Annotated in this window: 22 protein-coding genes and 1 tRNA gene; 7 read left to right on the top strand and 16 right to left on the bottom strand. The window is 35.9% G+C overall.

The features are described 5' to 3' along the window. From lgt to tpx, 4 genes are all read right to left on the bottom strand, one after another. Window positions 1-770: prolipoprotein diacylglyceryl transferase (gene lgt / locus Q1J40_RS06605; RefSeq protein WP_301099263.1), on the bottom strand; the 770-nt coding region annotated here is incomplete at its 3' end. A 26-nt stretch (window positions 771-796) separates the two neighbouring features. Next, window positions 797-1,594: a sulfite exporter TauE/SafE family protein gene (locus tag Q1J40_RS06610; protein ID WP_301099264.1), complete on the bottom strand. Its 798-nt coding sequence runs from the start codon at window positions 1,592-1,594 to the stop codon at window positions 797-799. Next, entirely contained in the window at window positions 1,591-2,184 is a 594-nt protein-coding gene (gene rppH, locus Q1J40_RS06615) for an RNA pyrophosphohydrolase (RefSeq protein ID WP_301099265.1), read from the bottom strand. Before rppH ends, Q1J40_RS06610 begins: the two co-directional genes overlap by 4 nt. 582 nt (window positions 2,185-2,766) lie before the next feature. Then, window positions 2,767-3,264, bottom strand: a complete 498-nt coding sequence (tpx, locus tag Q1J40_RS06620; RefSeq protein WP_301099266.1) for a thiol peroxidase — start codon at window positions 3,262-3,264, stop codon at window positions 2,767-2,769. Between the two features lie 158 nt (window positions 3,265-3,422). On the opposite strand from tpx, the gene Q1J40_RS06625 reads away from it, so the two are divergent. The 3 genes from Q1J40_RS06625 to accA all read left to right on the top strand — a co-directional run bounded on the left by Q1J40_RS06625 (window position 3,423) and on the right by accA (window position 6,648). After that, a complete protein-coding gene (locus Q1J40_RS06625; RefSeq protein ID WP_301099268.1) occupies window positions 3,423-4,145 on the top strand; it encodes a 1-acylglycerol-3-phosphate O-acyltransferase in 723 nt (240 codons plus the stop codon). A gap of 1 nt (window position 4,146) precedes the next feature. Continuing rightward, window positions 4,147-5,553: a multicopper oxidase domain-containing protein gene (locus Q1J40_RS06630; RefSeq protein WP_301099269.1), complete on the top strand. Its 1,407-nt coding sequence runs from the start codon at window positions 4,147-4,149 to the stop codon at window positions 5,551-5,553. Window positions 5,554-5,694: 141 nt separating this feature from the next. Further along, window positions 5,695-6,648, top strand: coding sequence for an acetyl-CoA carboxylase carboxyl transferase subunit alpha (gene accA, locus Q1J40_RS06635; protein WP_301099271.1), 954 nt, complete (start codon window positions 5,695-5,697; stop codon window positions 6,646-6,648). A gap of 153 nt (window positions 6,649-6,801) precedes the next feature. Here the strand turns inward: accA and Q1J40_RS06640 are convergent. Further along, window positions 6,802-6,877, bottom strand: a tRNA-Thr gene (locus Q1J40_RS06640). 117 nt (window positions 6,878-6,994) lie between these two features. Between Q1J40_RS06640 and pdxY the strand changes: the two genes are divergently transcribed. Beyond that, window positions 6,995-7,858 (top strand): pyridoxal kinase PdxY, encoded by an 864-nt coding sequence (gene pdxY, locus Q1J40_RS06645; protein WP_301099272.1) that lies wholly within the window; start codon window positions 6,995-6,997, stop codon window positions 7,856-7,858. A 66-nt stretch (window positions 7,859-7,924) separates the two neighbouring features. On the opposite strand, the gene Q1J40_RS06650 is transcribed toward pdxY, so the two are convergent. Continuing rightward, on the bottom strand, window positions 7,925-8,770 hold the full coding sequence (locus Q1J40_RS06650) for a patatin-like phospholipase family protein (RefSeq protein WP_301099273.1): 846 nt from the start codon (window positions 8,768-8,770) through the stop codon (window positions 7,925-7,927). Beyond that, window positions 8,771-9,214 (bottom strand): FMN-binding protein MioC, encoded by a 444-nt coding sequence (gene mioC, locus Q1J40_RS06655; RefSeq protein WP_301099274.1) that lies wholly within the window; start codon window positions 9,212-9,214, stop codon window positions 8,771-8,773. It abuts the gene before it with no gap. Window positions 9,215-9,355: 141 nt separating this feature from the next. Between mioC and ffh the strand changes: the two genes are divergently transcribed. Then, window positions 9,356-10,738, top strand: coding sequence for a signal recognition particle protein (ffh, locus tag Q1J40_RS06660; protein WP_301099275.1), 1,383 nt, complete (start codon window positions 9,356-9,358; stop codon window positions 10,736-10,738). 50 nt (window positions 10,739-10,788) lie between these two features. Here the strand turns inward: ffh and dprA are convergent, their stop codons facing one another. After that, window positions 10,789-11,931, bottom strand: coding sequence for a DNA-processing protein DprA (dprA, locus tag Q1J40_RS06665; RefSeq protein ID WP_301099276.1), 1,143 nt, complete (start codon window positions 11,929-11,931; stop codon window positions 10,789-10,791). 85 nt (window positions 11,932-12,016) lie between these two features. Here dprA and def point away from each other — a divergent pair, with 85 nt between their 5' ends. Further along, window positions 12,017-12,529 (top strand): peptide deformylase, encoded by a 513-nt coding sequence (gene def / locus Q1J40_RS06670; RefSeq protein ID WP_301099277.1) that lies wholly within the window; start codon window positions 12,017-12,019, stop codon window positions 12,527-12,529. Between the two features lie 71 nt (window positions 12,530-12,600). Further along, the gene (gene rfaD / locus Q1J40_RS06675; RefSeq protein ID WP_301099278.1) at window positions 12,601-13,530 is read left to right on the top strand and encodes an ADP-glyceromanno-heptose 6-epimerase; all 930 of its coding nucleotides are present in this window, start codon (window positions 12,601-12,603) and stop codon (window positions 13,528-13,530) included. 64 nt (window positions 13,531-13,594) lie between these two features. On the opposite strand, the gene hutZ is transcribed toward rfaD, so the two are convergent. From hutZ to Q1J40_RS06715, 8 genes are all read right to left on the bottom strand, one after another. After that, window positions 13,595-14,119 carry a heme utilization protein HutZ gene (gene hutZ, locus Q1J40_RS06680; protein WP_301099279.1) on the bottom strand — a complete coding sequence of 175 codons (525 nt, stop codon included), beginning with the start codon at window positions 14,117-14,119 and terminating at the stop codon, window positions 13,595-13,597. An 11-nt stretch (window positions 14,120-14,130) separates the two neighbouring features. Further along, entirely contained in the window at window positions 14,131-14,625 is a 495-nt protein-coding gene (hutX, locus tag Q1J40_RS06685) for a heme utilization cystosolic carrier protein HutX (RefSeq protein WP_301099280.1), read from the bottom strand. A 336-nt stretch (window positions 14,626-14,961) separates the two neighbouring features. Next, window positions 14,962-15,525: a transcription termination/antitermination protein NusG gene (gene nusG / locus Q1J40_RS06690; RefSeq protein ID WP_121122912.1), complete on the bottom strand. Its 564-nt coding sequence runs from the start codon at window positions 15,523-15,525 to the stop codon at window positions 14,962-14,964. 1 nt (window position 15,526) lies between these two features. Next, entirely contained in the window at window positions 15,527-15,940 is a 414-nt protein-coding gene (secE, locus tag Q1J40_RS06695) for a preprotein translocase subunit SecE (RefSeq protein WP_301099285.1), read from the bottom strand. Between the two features lie 139 nt (window positions 15,941-16,079). Next, window positions 16,080-16,661 carry a molecular chaperone TorD gene (torD, locus tag Q1J40_RS06700; RefSeq protein ID WP_301099281.1) on the bottom strand — a complete coding sequence of 194 codons (582 nt, stop codon included), beginning with the start codon at window positions 16,659-16,661 and terminating at the stop codon, window positions 16,080-16,082. Further along, on the bottom strand, window positions 16,658-19,129 hold the full coding sequence (gene torA / locus Q1J40_RS06705) for a trimethylamine-N-oxide reductase TorA (RefSeq protein WP_301099282.1): 2,472 nt from the start codon (window positions 19,127-19,129) through the stop codon (window positions 16,658-16,660). Before torA ends, torD begins: the two co-directional genes overlap by 4 nt. A 9-nt stretch (window positions 19,130-19,138) precedes the next feature. Then, window positions 19,139-20,323, bottom strand: a complete 1,185-nt coding sequence (torC, locus tag Q1J40_RS06710) for a pentaheme c-type cytochrome TorC (protein ID WP_301099283.1) — start codon at window positions 20,321-20,323, stop codon at window positions 19,139-19,141. Window positions 20,324-20,339: 16 nt separating this feature from the next. Then, on the bottom strand, window positions 20,340-20,441 hold the full coding sequence (locus Q1J40_RS06715) for a nitrate/trimethylamine N-oxide reductase NapE/TorE (protein WP_301099286.1): 102 nt from the start codon (window positions 20,439-20,441) through the stop codon (window positions 20,340-20,342). Window positions 20,442-20,533 lie beyond the last annotated feature (92 nt).

Raw genomic sequence — 20,533 nt, forward strand, 5'->3', positions numbered from 1 at the left:
ATGACTAAAATAATCAATCCGACAACAACCATTGGCAGAGAAAGTAACTGACCACGTGTTATTAGATCATCTGGTGTGTTAACGTTCGGATCAATTTCGCGGAAATATTCTACGATAAAGCGGAAGATGCCATAACCTAATAGAAATAAACCAGACACCGAACCCATTGGACGAGGTTTACGAATAAACCAGTTTAGAATGAGAAATAGCACTAAGCCTTCTAAAATGGCTTCATAAATTTGTGATGGATGGCGTGGTAAATAACCACCACTTGGGAACATCATAGCCCAAGGTACATCGGTTACTCTTCCCCATAATTCACCATTAATAAAGTTACCGATTCGTCCCATTCCTAAGCCAAAAGGAATCAGAGGAGCAACAAAATCTGCAGTTTGCCAAAAGCTTCTTTTTTGACGGTAAGAGGTAAAAATCATCATAATAATTACCCCAATCAATCCGCCGTGGAATGACATTCCGCCTTCCCAAATACGGAATAAATACAAGGGATCTTGTAGGAAGTAATCAAAGCTATAAAAGAAGACGTCACCAATACGACCACCTAAAATCACGCCCCAGAAACCATTAAAGAGTAACTGATCGACCTGCTCGGTTGTCCATACTCCGTTAGAGCTTTTAGCTCGTTTTGTCCCTAGCCAATAAGCAAAGCCAAAACCCAATAAATACATTACCCCATACCAATGCAGTGAAATGGGACCAATAGAAAATACGATTGGATCAAAATTCGGAAAAGTTAAAAATTTTTCGTTCATAGTACCTCAAAATACTGTGCTAAAAATTATTTTAAAAACATATTGATTGCAATGCCGACTAATAACACGGCAAAGGCTTTTTTCAAAATCGGAACAGGTAACACATTTGCTGCACTTGCGCCAAATTTAGATGTAAAGAATGAGGTTAAAGTGATCCCGACCAAAGCAGGTAAATAAATATAACCTAACGCATATTCAGGTAAATTGGGTAATCCCCATCCACTAAAAATAAAGCTAATCGTTCCTGCTAAGCCTAATAATGCACCGCAGAAAGATGAAGTACCAATGGCTCGTTTCATTTCAAGCCCTCGTCCATTTAAGTAAGGAACGATAAATGCACCACCTGCAATGCCTGCCATACTCGAAATCGCACCAATTAATACCCCTGCAATGACAGTAGACTGAGGAGTTAATGGTTTGACTGGCTTTTCATTCTTCTTCAAAGATGAAAATAACATTTTACCGGCAAGAAAAATGACAATTACCGCAAAGATTTTAGACATTAAATCTTTTGGTAAATCCGTCACAACCAATCCTGAGATAAAGACAGAAATCATTAGAGCTGGAATGAAAAATTTGCTCACACGCCAATCCACATTTCCTAATTTATGATGACGCTGTGCCGCAGAAAATGCTGTAACTACAATGGTAGAAAATGATGTGCCCAATGCAATAGACATCAAATATTCAGGAGGAATATTTGCCATAGGTAATAAATAAACAAGTGCAGGCACAATAATTAGACCGCCTCCAATACCGAATAAGCCAGCAAGGAAACCGACCAAAGCTCCCAATGCTAAGCAACTAAAAAAAATTGCACTCATAAATTTTTACCTCGATAATTTTTATTATAAGGTTTGCGAAACTCTTTTTTTCCTTGGCGAAATTCTTTTTTCTCTGTATATCGTTGAGGGCGAGATTCTTTATTTTTCCCTGAATTCCCCATTAGAATCTGTGCAAACTCTTTCATTACTTTACGATAAACATCCCGTTTAAATGAAACCACCTGACGTACTGGGTACCAGAAGCTCACCCACCGCCAACCATCAAATTCTGGATTTTTAGTGGTATTTAAATTAATTGTATTTTCATCACTTACTAATTGTAGTAAGAACCAACGTTGTTTCTGCCCAATACACACTGGATGACATTGTTCAGAGCGAATTAATCGCTTGGGAAGTTTATATTTTAGCCAATATTTGGATGCCCAAATAACACGTACATCTTTTTGAGATAAACCAACTTCTTCATATAGCTCACGGTACATTGCTGCTTCAATGTTTTCTCCTTCATTAATTCCCCCTTGAGGAAATTGCCAAGAATTTTGACCAAACCGTTTTGCCCAGAGAACTTGTCCCTGTTTATTACAGATGACGATACCAACATTTGGGCGGTAACCATCAAAATCGATCAATTTCAGACCGCCTTATTGTTTAAACTAGTTGTGGCCAAGATTGTTTCATAATTCCTGTTTTTGAACAACTAAAAAGGCGTTTCTATAACTGGTTATTTACTAAGTTACTCAATACCATTGTGTATAACTTTGTGGATAATCTGCAAATTTGTTGATAACTTTTTTGGGATAAGCAATATATAAAAAGATCCATCCTAGATCCTCTTTGAATTTTTACGATCTAACCCGTAAAATTTTACTGTATAGAAAAACATTTGATCGCTGAATTTTCTGTCTATTTTTATTTTTTATTTAACTTTCCAAGTTGATCTTAAAATGATCTTGAGTATTATCCCCATCATCTGTGGATAAATTTGTGATAGATCACAATAAAGATCGTGAGTAACCCAAAATAAGATCTTTGAGGTGTGATTTTTAATATATAAAACAATAAGATAAGATAAATGTGTAAAACTGGAAAACGGGAGTTTATTTTTTATACTAAAGGATGATCGTGATATATTTAGAAGGAGATCTTGTGCGATAAGCGGTCACTTTTATCAAATAATTTGTAAATGTAACCGCTTACTAAATTTGAGAAAATTATAATACGGCTAATGCAGCATCATAGTTAGGCTCGTGTGTAATTTCTGGCACTAATTCACTGTATAAAACTTTATTGTTTTCATCTAAAACAATAACAGCACGAGCAGTTAATCCAGCTAATGGGCTGTCTGCTATATCAACCCCTAGTTCTTTATGGAACGTTTGATTGCGGAAAGTTGATAAAGTAACTGCATTTTTAATTCCTTCTGCTCCACAAAAACGCCCTTGTGCAAAAGGTAGATCGGCAGAAATACATAAAACTACTGTATTATCTAAATTCGCAGCCTTTTGATTGAAAACTCGTACTGATGTAGCACAAACATCTGTATCAATACTTGGAAAAATATTAAGTACTTTTCTCTTTCCTACAAAATCACTTAAAGAAATATTTTCCAGCGCATTGTTGACTAAAGTAAAATCTGCAACAGATTGATCAGCAGATGGGAAATTTCCATCGACATTTACAGGATTTCCTGCGAGAGTAATCTTAGACATAGTTATTCCTTATTTAATGAGTAAAAAGTGTTGTTCAATATAACGGCTTTCCATATAAATAGAAATGTATTTTATTAATAGAAAATCGTGATCTTTTTTGAAATTTGACTCATCTCCGCTATACTTCCCGCCATATTCTTATTTATTAGGTAACAATTATGTTAAAAGTTCTCCGTATTATAGTTATTACGGTTTTATCCATTCTTATTTGTGTATTTGGCACAGTTTATGCACTAATTCGTCTTCGCCATCCAAGTACAACAGGTATTCTATCAAGATGCTTTGCTTCAATGCATCCACTTGTAGGGTTAAAATTAATTCGCAGAACCAAGCCTGATTTTGCAAAACCCGCTATTTATATTGCCAATCATCAAAACAATTACGATATGTTAACCATTTCTTCTATGGTTCCCCCCCGTACAGTAAGTGTTGGAAAAAGTACGCTAATGTGGATTCCTTTTTTCGGATTGATGTATTGGGCAACAGGTAATATTTTTATTCGCCGTGAAAAACGTAGTAGTGCTATTAATACGATGAATCAAGTTGCAGAAGCTATCAAGGAGAAACAAATTTCTATTTGGATGTTTCCAGAAGGAACTCGTAGCCGTGGAAGAGGTCTACTTCCTTTTAAAACAGGGGCATTTCATACTGCTATTGCAGCGGGCGTACCGATCATTCCAGTCGTTTGCTCAAGCTTACATAATAAAGTTGATCTTGGGCGTAAAAACAATGGCGTTGTTATTTGTGAAATGCTCGATCCCATTGATACATCAGGCTACAATCGTGATAACCTCCGAGAATTAATTGAAAAAAGCCATCAAATTATGGCTGATAAAATTGCAGAGTTAGATCGAGAAGTCGCCCAATTAGAACAAAAATAATATGCAAATTTCTCGCCGACAATTTCTTAAACGTTCTGCTCTCGCCAGTATAATGGGAGCATTACCTCAAGCACTATGGGCTGAATCAAGACATCCTCTTCACATTCCACCTATTATTGATATTGGACGTGGGCGTCCTGTCCGTTTGGATTTTCGTCCATCTCAAACTCAATTTAATCAAGGAAAATTAGTTGATGTATGGGGTGTCAATGGACGTTATTTAGCCCCGACAGTACGAGTAAAATCAGGTGACTTTGTTCGGCTCACTTACATTAATAATTTACCGCAACCCCTCTCTATCAACCTACAAGGGATTCTTGCTTCTACGGAAATGACAGGTTCAATTCACCATAAATTATCCCCTAAAAGCAGTTGGTCTCCCATTCTTGAAGTGAAACAATCAGCGGGAACAGCGTGGTACCATTCAAACACCATGCTTAATTCTGCTTTTCAAGTCTATCGTGGTTTAGTGGGATTATGGATTATTGAAGATAATAAAAACCATTCTACAACTATTCCAAATAAATATGGGATAAATGACATTCCACTAATCTTACAAGATCAGCTAATTAATAATGCAGGGAAGCAAGTAATAGATGCTGATAAAAAACAATTTTTCGGTAATCGAGTTTTTGTAAATGGACAGGAATCACCTTATCTAGAAGTGTCTCGAGGATGGGTAAGATTTCGTATTGTAAATGCCTCTCTTTCAAGACGTTACGAATTACGTTTAGACAATGGTCAACCACTTTATCTTATAGGAACTGGGGTCGGCTATTTACAATCCCCTGTAGAAATGTCTTCCGTACATATTGCCCCATCAGAACGTGTGGAATTACTAGCTAATTTAAATGAAGGAAAAACTATTTCACTAATTACTGGTGAAAGTCGTGGAATACTTTACAAAGTTGGACAGCTTTTTAGTAAGGATGATGATCTAGTAGATAATGTCATTCTAGAATTACGACTACAAGGACTCCCTGCAGTCTTTGACTCAACAATGACATTGCCGACTTTTGATCTTGAAGATTTTACCTTAAAAATAAATAACGAACGCCGATTCATGATCATGCCATTTGATCGTGTTATCAACAAACAACGCTTTGATCCAAAACGTATTGATTTTGAAGCTAAACAAGGTACTGTTGAACGTTGGTATCTCCAAAGCGATCAAGACATTGGATTTACCCTACAAGGGGCTAAATTTATCATTGAAACAGAAAATGGCGAACCTTATCCTCGTAAACAACTTGCTTGGCGTGATACTGTTTGGCTAGAGAAAGATCAGATTGTAACTATACTTGTTAGATTTGAACATCTAGCCTCTGATTCTGCACCATTCACTTTTGGTGTATCTGATTTCATGTTAAGAGATCGAGGCTGTATGGGACAATTTAGCGTTAAATAGCAATTTGATACAAGATAAGCGGTCGGATCTGTCACATTTTTTGCAAAAAATAGAGGAAATCTTACCGCTTTATTACGATTTCATGCCATTCCCTGTTAGAATGGAGAGCGTTTATTTCTGCTAATACAGATAGGAAAGATTATGAGCCAAGAATATTTAGATTTTGAGCTACCAATTGCTGAATTAGAGGCAAAAATTGATGCTTTACGCTCTGCAGTTGATAACAATACTAAAATTAACCTTGATGATGAAATTGCTCGTCTACAACAAAAAAGTAATGAATTAACTAAAAAGACCTTTGCCGATCTTGATGCTTGGCAAATATCCCGTATGGCGAGACATCCTAGTCGCCCTTATACTCTCGATTATATTGAGAAAATTTTTACTGAATTTGACGAATTAGCAGGAGATCGTGCTTTTGCTGATGATAAAGCGATTGTCGGCGGAATTGCACGTTTAGATGATCGTCCTGTGATGATCATCGGACACCAAAAAGGACGTACCGTAAAAGAAAAAGTAAAACGTAATTTTGGTATGCCTGCGCCAGAAGGCTATCGCAAAGCATTACGTCTTATGCATATGGCTGAACGCTTTAACATGCCAATTATTACTTTTATTGATACTCCAGGGGCTTACCCAGGCATTGGAGCAGAAGAACGAGGGCAATCAGAGGCTATCGCACGTAATTTACGTGAAATGTCTACCTTAAAAGTACCGGTTATCTGTACGGTAATCGGTGAAGGTGGTTCGGGTGGAGCCTTGGCAATTGGTGTAGGCGATAAAGTGAATATGTTGCAATATAGTACTTACTCTGTGATTTCTCCTGAAGGTTGTGCTTCTATTCTATGGAAAAGTGCCGATAAAGCCTCAACAGCTGCAGAGGTAATGGGTTTAACTGCTCCTCGTTTAAAAGAACTTAACCTAATTGATAATATCGTACCAGAGCCGTTAGGAGGTGCGCATAGAAATGTGGATGAAATGGCAAAAAATCTTAAGCAACGTCTTTTAGAGGATTTTGCCGAGCTAGATGAGCTAGATACTGAAGGATTAGTTGATAGACGCTACCAACGCTTAATGAGCTACGGATACGTTTAATCACAAAAAAGAATAAAGCGGTGAGATTGAGTGAATATTTTATACTAAATCTTGCCGTTTTTTATTTTTATGTTGCAGATAGAACCTTAAAAATAAAACAATTAGGGTATATACTGAAAAATGGAAACTTTAGTCGGGAATAATAAGAAAAAGTGGTGCCGACTATCGGAATCGAACTGATGACCTACTGATTACAAGTCAGTTGCTCTACCTACTGAGCTAAGTCGGCATATTGATTTGTTGTTGAACGGGCATGAATTTTAAGGATTTTTTTCTATCTTGCAAGTCATAGTCAGTTCAAATAGCTAAAAAATATTCAAACACAGTAAAAAATAAGGAAATACAAATGAAAAATGTTCTCTCAATCCAATCTCACGTTGTTTATGGTTACGCAGGAAACAAAGCAGCTGTGTTTCCAATGCAATTATTAGGCGTGGATACTTGGGCATTAAATACCGTACAGTTTTCTAATCATACTCAATACGGACATTGGAAAGGTATGGTTATCCCTAAAGAACAAATTGGTGAAATTACGCAAGGAATTGATGAAATTAATGCGTTACACGAGTGTGATGCCGTACTGTCTGGTTATATCGGTGCAGCAGAGCAAGGTGCAGAAATCTTAACTGCTGTTGAAAAAATTAAAGCAAAAAATCCCAATGCGATTTACTTTTGTGATCCAGTAATGGGGCATCCTGATAAAGGTTGTATCGTGGCCAGTGGGGTTTCTGATTTCTTACGTGATGAAGCTATGGCAAAAGCCGATATCATTGCACCAAACTTAGTGGAATTACGAGAACTGACTGGCTTACCCGTAGAAAATTTTGAACAAGCAATCGAGGCGATTAAATTTATCTTAAGTAAAGGGCCTAAAATTGTTGTAGTAAAACATTTAAGCCGAGTAGGGAAAGATCCAAGTAAATTCGAAATGGTGTTGGCAACACAATTGGGTATCTGGCATATCAGTCGTCCATTACATGAATTTGTGGGCAGAGATCCTGTTGGTGTGGGCGATTTAACCAGTGGATTATTCCTAGCAAATTTACTCAATGGGAAATCTGAAATTGAAGCTTTTGAACATACTGCAAATGCGGTCAATGATGTAATGAGTATCACACAACAAAGTGGAAAATATGAGCTACAAATTATCAAAGCTCGTGATGTAATTATCAATCCACAAAGTACTTATCAAGCTGTAAAAATCGCTTAATATTTCAAAAAACTAGGTTAATTTATCTTTTTGAGAGAGATAAATTAACCTCATTTTTTCAGTCAATTAATCACGAGAAAGATAGGTATTTAGAGCTCCAATGCCTCTCTTAGCATCTTGCACACCTAAATCATACATTGCTTGAACTTTATTCAAATCTTTTTCAATACGTTTAATCGGTAAAGTTTTAGAGGGACGAAAAACAAAAATTTCCCCTTGTTTTTCTGCTTCGACAACTTTATGGACATTATCATTATAACTTTGATAACGATTAGCCAGCACCTCGATAAATTTAGGATATTTACGGTAAATAATACGACGAAAAATACCGTTTATTTTGGTTTTGCGATACTCAAAAGCACGAGTTAAGACAACAATGATTTTATCAAATCCAAGCTGTCGGCATTTATCTAGCGGAATACTATCTGATATACCACCATCTAAGTATTTTTTACCATCGATTTGTACAATTTTTGAAACATACGGTAAGGCCGATGTTGCTCTAAAATATTCCATTTGTTCAAAAGGATCGGTAATTTTAACGTACTCTGCCTTTCCTGTTTCAACATTGGTTAATGTGACATAAAATGAGGCATGGGATTGTTTAAAGGTTTCGTTATCAAAGACATCATAAATAAATGGGACATCATAATAAGCAAAATCTTTATTAATGAGGTTGCCAGTTGTAATCCAGCTTTTCAAACTAATATAACGTTCATCATTTAAAAAACGTTTACTGTATCGCAACGATCTTCCTCTTTGTTTTGAAAGATAATTTACGCCAAACAATGCTCCTGCTGAAACTCCGATAATGCCATCAATCTGAATATTATTATCCATAAAGACATCTAAGACCCCCGCAGTGTACATACCCCGCATTGCACCGCCTTCTAACACTAATCCAATTTTCATTTATAATTGCTCGGTAAAGTTAGGTAACCACTCTTCTGCAGTACTATCATGATCAAAATTATTCACTACATCAATACGTAATGAATCACAAACTTGAATTGCACCTAATTCAATTAATTGCGTTTCAACGGTATTGACTGCATAACAAAATGTATCATAATCAGAACTACCTAGCCCAATTACCCCAAATTTTAAATGGGATAAATTGGGTTGTTGATCAGCTAATTCTTCAAACAATGGTCGAATATTTTCCGGTAACTCCCCAGCACCATGAGTAGAAGTAATTACTAATAAGTATTGATGAGGTTGAATATCGGTAAGCGTTGCATTATTAAATAATTCAACATTAAAGCCTTGCTCACTTAATACCTCTTCAATATGATCAGCAACATATTCTGCTCCACCCAAGGTGCTTCCAGTAATAATACAAATTGATTGGCTCATAATACTCATCCATTGATTAAATAGTCGCTTGATTGTAGCTGATTTAGGGAAAAGAATAAATCTGATAAATGTTGTATAATGGTCGGAGTTCCGCAAACAAGCGGTGAGATAACACCAGAATTTTGCAAAAAGAGAAAAACTATGTTTGAAAATTTATCCGATAGACTATCCAAAACCTTAAAAAATATCACAGGTAAAGGTCGCTTAACTGAAGAAAATATTAAAGATACATTGCGTGAAGTTCGTATGGCATTACTCGAGGCCGATGTTGCCTTACCTGTCGTACGTGAGTTCATCAATAAAGTTAAAGAGAGAGCTATCGGTGAAGAGGTCAATAAAAGCCTTACTCCGGGCCAAGAATTTCTTAAAATTGTTCAAACTGAGCTTGAAAAAGCAATGGGTGAAGCGAATGAGGAGCTTAATCTAGCTGCTCAACCGCCCGCAGTGATTTTAATGGCAGGTTTACAAGGGGCGGGGAAAACTACCTCAGTAGGTAAATTGGCAAAATTCCTCAAAGAACGTCATAAAAAGAAAGTACTGGTGGTTTCTGCCGATGTTTACCGTCCTGCTGCGATCAAACAGCTTCAAACATTAGCTGAATCATTAAAAGTTGAATTTTTTCCAAGTGAAACCACTGAAAAACCAACTGAAATTGCTGAAAAAGCGCTTAAATATGCAAAATTACATTTCTTCGATGTATTGATTGTCGATACCGCAGGTCGTTTACACGTTGATAGCGAAATGATGGCTGAGATTCAAGAAGTCCACGCTGTATTAAAACCTATTGAAACGCTATTTACCGTTGATGCAATGACTGGTCAAGATGCAGCAAATACTGCAAAAGCGTTTAATGAAGCCTTACCTCTTACGGGTGTGATCTTAACCAAAGTCGATGGGGATGCACGTGGTGGTGCGGCACTGTCTATTCGTCAAATCACTGGTAAACCAATCAAATTCTTAGGGGTGGGCGAAAAAACTGATGCATTAGAACCGTTCCATCCAGATCGTATTGCTTCCCGTATTCTCGGTATGGGTGATGTATTGTCTTTAATTGAAGATTTACAACGCTCTGTCGATCAAGAAAAAGCGGAAAAAATGGCAGCAAAATTCAAGAAAGGTGATCAATTTACCCTTGATGATTTCCGTGAACAGCTTGTCGAAATGAAAAAAATGGGCGGGATGATGTCGATGTTAGATAAATTACCGGGTGCGAAAAATTTACCTGATCACGTTAAAAATCAAATGGATGATAAGATGTTTATCAAAATGGAAGCGATCATTAATTCGATGACATTAAAAGAACGTGCTCGTCCTGATATTATCAAAGGATCACGCCGTCGTCGTATTGCATTGGGTTCTGGTACTCAAGTACAAGACGTCAATAAATTGCTTAAACAATTCGATGAAATGCAACGTATGATGAAAAAAATGCGTAAGGGTGGAATGGCGAAAATGATGCGTGGAATGCAAGGTATGATGGGCGGTATGGGTGGACTTGGTGGTATGCTAGGGCGACGCAAATAACACTTTATATTATTTCTCTTGATAAGAAAGGTTACACAATGTGTAGCCTTTTAATTTCTTACATATCCCCCAGTTACTTGTCGAATACAGCCTTGCAGTTCTAAATTTAATAATTCAATTAAAATATTTTCAGTTGATAATTGTGTTACCTTAGCAAGATCATCAACGTTTATTGGGGTTAATGTAATATGTTTCATTAGGCTTTGCTGGCAAGCGGTCAGTTCTGTTTCAATTTTTGCAAATTTCTTAGTAGAAACTACCGCTTGATTTTCGTGTTCGGTAGGAAATAAATTTGCTTGTTGAAATTGATTAGTTTGAATATCTTGTCGATAACTAAGTGACGATAAAATATCATCAATAGACTCAACTAATACTGCACCATCTTTGATAAGTTTATGGCATCCTGCACTAAATGGATTTTGAATACTATTCGGTAGTGCAAACACTTCTCTATTTTGCTCTAAAGCATATTTAGCGGTAATAAGTGAACCGCTATTTACTGTTGCTTCTACCACTAATGTACCTAATGATAATCCACTAATAATACGATTTCGACGAGGAAAATTTTCTGCAATAGGTGGCTGTTTTGGGAAAAATTCAGAAACTAATGCACCACCATGAGTGACTATTTCATCTGCTAATCTTTTATGACGTGATGGATAAATATTGGAAAGTCCATTGCCTAATACCGCAATTGTTATGCCACCACTATCTATGGTCTGTTTATGACAGAAGCCATCTATTCCAATAGCAAGCCCACTCGTTACAGCTAAATTACGCTTAACTAATTCATCAGCAAAATAACCAGACCAATATTTGCCATAATGGGAATAATCTCGGCTTCCAACCATAGCAATTTGAGGTAAAGATAAGCATGCTGGATCACCCTTAACAAATAATAGTGGAGGTGCAGTGCTAATTTGTTTAAGTAAAAAAGGATAGACTTCATCAAATAAACTTATTATGTGATGCTCATCAGATTGAGATTTCCATTCAAACGCAGAATCAATCCAACTTATATCAGGATTAAACCAGCGTTGTATTTGTTTGCTACTCCATCCAATATGGCGTAATTGTTCCCTATCATAATTACAAAATTCAGCTAACTCACAAGAATCTAATAATTTCCCAATGCGATGAGGCCCCAGTTGTGGTACTTGCAATAATTTACATAATTCAAAAAGATAATTCATTTTTTCCCTTACTATTTCCTTAATAGTAAGAAAACGGATAGAATAGACAAACGAATATTTTAAATTTCTCGACGGAGATCCCAAAATGGCAGTATTAGATGTTCTCATCTTTCCAGATGAAAACTTAACAAAAATGTCCCTACCAGTAGAAAAAGTAGATGATGAATTGAGGACATTTATTGATGATATGTTCGATACTATGTACGAACAAGAAGGTATTGGTTTAGCTGCACCTCAAGTTAATGTGTTGAAAAGAGTAATTACTATTGATATTGAAGGAGATAAGACAAACCAGATTGTGTTAATTAATCCTGAAATTATCGAAAGTAGTGGCGAAACTGGTATTGAAGAAGGGTGTTTATCTATCCCTGGCTGTCGAGCATTAGTTCCAAGAAAGGAAAAAGTGACAGTTAAAGCTCTCAATTATAAAGGTGAAGAGTTCATTCTTGAAGCAGAGGACTTACTTGCGATTTGTATTCAGCATGAAATTGATCACTTAAATGGTGTATTATTTGTTGATTATATATCGCCACTAAAACGCCAAAGAATCAAAGAAAAACTATTGAAGCTTAAGAAACAGATTGCTAGAGCAAAATAGTATATTTTCTATACATAATATTTTCTTTGCGTGTTTTTATTTAATGAATTGTTGTTATTAAAGGATGCTATATGATTATCGTAACAGGTGGTGCGGGCTTTATTGGTAGTAATATCGTTAAAGCATTAAACCAAATAGGTAGAAAAGATATTCTAGTGGTAGATAATCTCAAGAATGGAGAAAAATTTATTAATCTAGTTGATCTTGATATCGCTGACTATTGTGATAAGGAAGATTTCATTGCTTCTATTATTGCAGGGGATGAATTTGGTCCTATTGATGCTATCTTCCATGAAGGTGCTTGTTCTGCAACAACTGAGTGGAATGGAAAATACATGATGCAAAATAACTATGAATATTCAAAAGAATTATTGCATTATTGTTTAGATCGTCGAATTCCATTCTTCTATGCATCAAGTGCTGCAACTTATGGTGGGCGTTCCGATAATTTTATTGAGAAGCGAGAGTTTGAATCACCTCTTAATGTATATGGTTATTCAAAATTCTTATTTGATGAATATGTTAGGAAATTATTACCTGAAGCTGCTTCACCTATTTGTGGTTTTAAATATTTCAATGTTTATGGCCCAAGAGAACAGCATAAAGGCAGTATGGCGAGTGTGGCTTTTCATCTAAATAATCAAATTTTAAAAGGTGAAAACCCTAAATTATTTGAAGGAAGTGAGCATTTTCTAAGAGATTTTGTCTATGTAGAAGATGTAGCTCAAGTAAATATTTGGGCATGGAAAAATAAGATTTCTGGTATTTTCAACTTAGGAACAGGTAATGCCGAATCATTTAAAGCTGTAGCTGAAGCAGTAATTGATTATCACCAAAAAGGTGAAATTGAGATAATTCCATTCCCTGAGCATTTAAAATCTCGTTACCAAACATTTACTCAAGCAGATTTAACACATTTACGACAGGCCGGTTACGATAAACCATTTAAAACTGTCGCTGAAGGTACCAAATCTTATATGAAATGGCTTAACAGAGCCTAAAAATTAGGGGAAGCAGATTTTCTCTACTTCCCCATAAATTTACATACCAAGAGTAAAAAGATAATTATTCTTCTTCCTGCTTGTGCCCTTCATCTAAGTGAACAAAATTAACTAAATCATCGGTACCCACTTCAAATGCCTTACCGAATCCTTTTACAAATAATCCATGTTCTGGTTTGAAAGAAAATAATTTAAAGTCTTCCAATTTAGCTAATTCATCAACGATTTTACTATGGCGATCTTTAAGTGCTTGAACACCTCTTTCCCATTCTTCTGAATGACGTTCAACAATTCTTGCTGTTGCGTCAAAAGTTAAACGACGACGAGCAAAAATCTCTCTACTAGAACTTTCATCATCAATCAACATTAATGACACTTTTGGTACTTCTTGTAAGTTGCGAGCGTGACGAGCAATAGTTGAGATGAGTACTTGATATTCACCATCATTAATAACAAATGGAGCATAACTCACATTAGGATTACCAGATTTATCTACAGTAGCTAATAATGCTGTTTTTGCTTTCTCTTTCATTTCCTGAATTTCAGGACCTAAACGATTTTGTAAAACTTCTTGACGGTTAGCCGGCATGTTCTCTCCTATTATTTAAAATTTTTAAAGTTTTCTACTTGATCAGGGAAAAGTTCTCTCTGCTCATTTCTACCTAGATAGACTTTAAAAATAGTTTGTCCTTGTGGAGAAATAAAGGCAATGTTGTAACTTTCTTTTCCTCTAAATGGCAAGCTAATGAATGCAATTTTTTCAATATTATCAAGTTTTAAATGTCCATGAAGAGTACCTTCCTCTCCTTTCATATTTAAATTGTAATAACCTCTCCCAGCCATACCACTTGGAAATTGATCTTTAATTTCAAAAATTGATCCTTCTTTTTCAATAATTGTAGTGAAAATCCCCCAACGACTAATGGTAGACAAAATATCCTCTAGCCTTTCCGATGGAAAGATTTTCACAAATTGCTCAGGTAATGCACACAGAATCTTACCTTCTGGTTGTTGTAACTGTTGAGCAATATCTAATGTAATAATATTGGGATTGGCATCCAATAACTCTGCAACTTGTTGTTGTAATGAAGACATAAATGATAAGTACCTCTCACAGATAACGAGTGGCCTCATTCTATATAACTCATATAAATAACACAATATGAAAGAAGCTCTAGAAAGTCTACATTGAATAATTTTTGATAATAATTATCAATATAATTAAATATTAATTGATAGACTAAGCAGACTTATGATAAAAACTCTGACTGAGATTAAGAATTCCTTCTAGTAGTGACAACAATCTCTCTTTACGTAACTAAAATTAAAAAGACTTGGGATCTAAATTTAGATCTCAAGCCTTTGTTAAATTAGTTAAAATATTACGATCCAAATAAGCTGTTTATTTTGATCAGTAATTGCTAAATATTACTAGCTTTGTTTTTCTACTTGATTAAATTCTAGTTCAACTGGTGTTGCACGACCAAAAATAGAAACAGAAACTTTTAAACGACCTTTCTCGTAATCTACTTCTTCAACTGTTCCATTAAAGTCTGCAAATGGACCTTCTGTAACACGAACTTCTTCACCTGGTTGGAATTCTTTTCTATGACGTGGCTTATCAGCCGTTTCTTGTAATCTATTTAAAATACGATCAGCTTCACGTTGTGTAATTGGTGCAGGTTTATCTGCTGTTCCACCAATAAAGCCCATCACACGAGGAACGCTTTTTACTAGATGCCAAGTTTCGTCATTCATTTCCATCTGTACTAACACATAACCGGGGAAAAATTTTCTTTCAGTCTTGCGGCGGCGACCTGCAACATTTTCAACCACTTCTTCTGTTGGTACTAAAACTTCACCAAATTGATCTTCCATATTATGAAGTTTGATGTACTCACGTAATGTCATCGCAACTCGAGCTTCAAACCCAGAAAAGGCTTGTAATACATACCAACGTTTTTTTGTGGTTTCTTTTATTTCTACTTCTTCCATCTTAGAACCTCAAATTTGTTAAGAATGTAACAACAGATACGATAATTGAGTCAACTCCCCATAATACGAGAGCTACGATTACGCAAGCGGCTAAAACAATTAATGTGGTTTGAGTTGATTCTTGACGATTTGGCCAAACAATTTTTCTCACTTCGTGACGAGACTCTTTCATAAAACTAATTGCTTTCTGGCCTTGGTTTGTAATCGCTGCAAAAGCAACCGCACCAACGAGTAATACAACAAGTAATAAAACTCTAACGATCAAGGTGAAATGACTTGCAAAATAAGCATTTCCAATAGCAGCTACAGCAATAAGAACAATAGACAGTAGCCACAGAACACTGTTTACGCCTTTACTTTTTACCCCCTTATTTTCAAGCTGCTGAGGGGCTTTCTTTTGATTTTCTTTAGACATAGACAACCTAAAATTTACTAATAATCGAGAACGTTTAATTTTTGAAGCGTGCAATTCTAGCATTTTCTGCTTTCCTTGCCACGATCTTTTATCAAATTTCTGCTATTTACTTAAAAATAATAGAGGGGAAAGTAAATAATTACACTTTAGATAATAAACTAACCAGAATATTGACAATTTGTGGATAAAAATCAGTCTGTGTTTTTATACCTTTAACCTTGAGATTAAATCGTTGTAACCACGGTAAAAAGTAGATTTGAATGAATTCTTGTTCCAATTCTTGATTGGAAGACTCAATAATTTTATCAAGTAACTCTAAATATACACATAAATGATCACTAGGTTCATGAGTTTCTTTATTTAGCTGTAAACCAAACTTTAGTAAAAGATGATCTAGAAAAGCTAGGTTCTTACCTAATTCTATTTCATTTAAGTAAACTGAAGCGTAAGGCAAAGCGCTGACTTGTCCATCTAATAAAAAGAGCTGTGTATAATCGGCGGCCAAATCTAAATGAGCAAATTCTTTACCTTTTATTTCAGATAAAGACTGTTTAATCTTATTTATTTCTTTGCTAAAACCTTGCTGGGATAAAAAGTTAAAAAGCTCATCAAAATAACCATTTTGATATTGTTCTAATTGCTGTTTAGACAATTCGTGGCCAAGCACATTGCTTAACCACGAATAGACAAACAAGCGTTCTTCACTTGTTATTTGAATCATAAAGTTATCTCATTAGGCCCTTTAAACCCTGTTACATCTGGAGCATTACCTTGGTATTTCTCTACATTAACAAGGCAGGTGTTTGCTGATACAGCTTGAGCAAGCATCGATGAACCAATATCAAGTGTCATTGTATTTGGATCACCATAGGTATCAATAGAGCCAATCTCTTCATTTAATGGTGAATACCATGCACCTTCTTGTAGACGTACCACACCTGTAGGAAAATTATCAGAAACATGAGCACCAACAATAGCTTGTCCACGATCGTTATAAACACGGACTAAATCACCATGTGCAATACCTAATCGTTTTGCATCCTCTGGGTTCATAAATAATGGCTCTCGACCTTGAATTGTGTAGGTATCACGTAACTCTTTCGATTCACAAAGTTGAGAGTGTAAGCGTTTATCTGGGTGAACTGATTGTAACCAGAAATCAAATTTATCTGATTTAGGGCCACCATGAGAACGTTCTGCTTTTTCGAACCACATTGGATGACCTTTACAATCTTCATAACCATAGCTTGCGATAGTATTACTGAAAATCTCAATAAAGCCTGATGGGGTACCTAATGCATGTAATTCAGGATCTTCTCTGAAATCAGCATGACGTACCCAAGGCTTGCCTTCTGGGAACAATACGTACCCTGTTTCCCAAAACTCTGCAAATGGAGGCATTTCAAATTTACCTACATTTTCTGCACGACAATCTTCATACAGTTTTTCAACCCATTCCATTTCACCCATACCGCGAGTATATTCTTTTTCTTTGCCAAAACGACGGCAAAGTCCACGGAAAATGTCAAAGTCAGAGCGAGAATCATACAGTGGATCAACCAATTTCTGCATTGCAATCACTCCACGACTACTATAAGAACCATAAGCATCAATATCATTACGCTCAAATGGCGTACAAGCTGGAAGAACAATATCAGAGAAACGACAAGTTGCTGTCCAACTGTAATTAATCGAAACGATAGTTTCTAAGCTTTGGAAAGCTTTTTTCATTTTATTACGTTCAGACTGACGATGCCATTGGTTACAGCCCGTAAAGATTGCCATTTTTAATGGAGAATAAACGACTTCTTTACCGTTAGCATTAATTTTTTGTCCTGGATTTAATAGCGCATCTGTTAAACGAGCAACTGGAATAGATGAACTATAACCTTTGTAATCGGTATTTGGATATTTTTGTGTTTGTCCTTTATCTAAATTTAATGGAAATGATCCTGGCATTGCTGCGCCGGACTCAGGTACACCAATTGAACTATAGTGGTGAGCATAACTAATCCCTCCGCCCGGTAAACCAATTTGGCCTAGCATAGAAGCCAATACCGCAGCCATCCAATATGGTTGTTCACCATGTTGCTGACGTTGAATAGCCCAACCTAAAATAAGCTGAGTACGTTTACCAGCAAGCATATGGGCAAATTCACGAATTTCATCAGCACTAATACCGCAAATCTCTGATGCCCATTCTGCTGTTTTTGGTTTTTTATCTTCAGTTTCACCTAATAGATAAGGGACAAATTTTTCAAAACCGACAGTGTACATATCAATGAATTTTTTGTCGTATAAATTCTCTGTATAAAGCGTGTGAGCAATAGCTAACATAAAAGCCACATCACTTAATGGATTGATGTATTTGTACTCTGCACCAAGGTAATTTTGGGTCTTACTTTTCACTGGGTCAACACAAACAACATTGATTTCTTTGTTAGCAACTTTTTGTTTTAATTGCTCTAAATATTTATAAGCTTCATGTGTTTCGCAGTTCCAACCCACCTGTAAGTTTTTAATTGGATCACTTGCCCAGAAAATGATATTTTCACTCTCTTTTAAGATAATTTCCCAAGATGTTCCTTGTGAATAAACTTCTGTTGAACCCAACACATAAGGAAGAATAACTTGTCCTGCTCCTGTTGAATAGTCTCCGCTGGTACTTACGCTATTTCCATGCATTCCAACTGCACGAATCATATGATTACCACAGCTATGGAATTGCCCAGTTGAACGCCATCCAACATTTGCAGTATGTAACGCCCATGGGCCATAATCTTTCTGGATACGTTCTAATTCTTCATAAAAGAAATCTAAGGCCTCATCCCAAGTAACACGCACGAAGCGGTTATCACCACGTTCTGCAGTATTACTATTATGGCGCTTCTTCAACCAATCTAAACGAACCATTGGATAACGAACACGTGATTCACTATAAATCAATCCCTTAATTCCATTGATCATTTCTGTTGGGTATTGGTCATATTCAAATGGTTTGATCTCTTCTACTCGGCCATTTTGGATTTTCGCTCGAATCGCACCCCAGTGCGATCCAGAAATTTTCCAAGCGGTTAGATCTTCACCTTCTTTTGCAAATGCTTTTTGAGGTACAAGGAAATTTGGCATAGCAAATGTAGCTGCCATAACAGACATATTTTTTAAAAATTGACGACGTGATTGTTTCATATGATTTCCTTATTTGCTCTCATTCTCAATGTGCTGTTCAAAATCAGAAGAATGAAGTTGTAAGTACCGTAAAACTTCTTTACCTGTTTGTTTATCCATATTGGTAAAACCAACCATTCCATTAAATAAACCAATCCAAGCATTTGAATCAAAATGAGCAACCTCTGGTTGTCTATGGCAGGTACTACATTGTGTTTTATAAGTATTTTCTGCATCTGCCCAAATTGGTTTAATATCTTCAATCAATGAAGCTTTTGGCACCCACACTTGCATTTTTACATTCTGCCAAGTTAAACCAGTAAGTGGATCTTCTTGAGTTTTGATCACTTCAAATTTTGGTTCTGATTGCATGAACTCTTTGCTCAATACCGCATCGGTAATATTTTTACCAAATTGGTGGTACCAAATACGTCCAAAACCTTTATTTTTACGCCACATAACCAATTCCACTAAATCCGCATCTTTACCTGACTTAACAAAAGTCACTGGTACGGCAGTTTCTAATTGACCAATGTTGCTAGACATTGCTTCATCACTAAATAACTCAACATTAGCTTTAGTAAAATATTTTTTATCCGCAGTTAATGAAGAAACAACTAAATTATCAAATTTTGATGCAGAACCTTCAGTAGCTTTCATTTTTGGTAAATGATGGGCAATACCTTTATGACAGTCCATACAACTTTGATCTCTTTCTGCTGCTGGCATCATCGCATTTTTAGCGGCATCAGACATTTTGTCAAAATCCATTCTTTCATAACTATGACAAGTTTTACATTCTTTAGAACCATTTGCAGCAAAACGTGCCCACTCTCTTTCAGCCATTTCCTGACGATGCTCTTCAAACGAACCTTCTTCATCATATTTTCCAGTTAGTTCAGCAAAAACTTCTCGCATAGCTTGAACTTTGCGTGCAAATTTAGGTGTTTTTTCATGTGGTAAGTGACAATTTGAACAAGTTGCTGTTACTCCAGAATCATTTGACCAGTGTACTGTTTCTTTTAATTCTGCAAGAGGTTGCTCCATTGAATGACAGCTTACACAAAACTCTTCTGTACTTGTACTATCCATCACATCATTAAATGATTGCCAACTTATTGCTCCCGCAATAAAACCTAACGTGACTAAAATACCTAAACCGATTTTAGCGGAAGGTTTCATAAATAAGTTTTTAATAAATTTCAATAATTTCATAATTGCTCCATTTTGGTTAAGCTGTTGGCAAACCAATCACAAACATTTGTAATAACCACACAACCAGACCATATGCTCCCACACTGGCAAACATTAAAATAGGTAAAACCACTCCCATTAATACGATAGTCTTGATCACATCTTGAAACAAAGAATTTTTCACTTGCTCCATAAATCCCTCTTATTAGTTAGTATTTCTAAATAAAAAAA

Source organism: Otariodibacter sp., assembly GCF_029256985.1.
Classification (GTDB): Bacteria; Pseudomonadota; Gammaproteobacteria; order Enterobacterales; family Pasteurellaceae; genus Otariodibacter.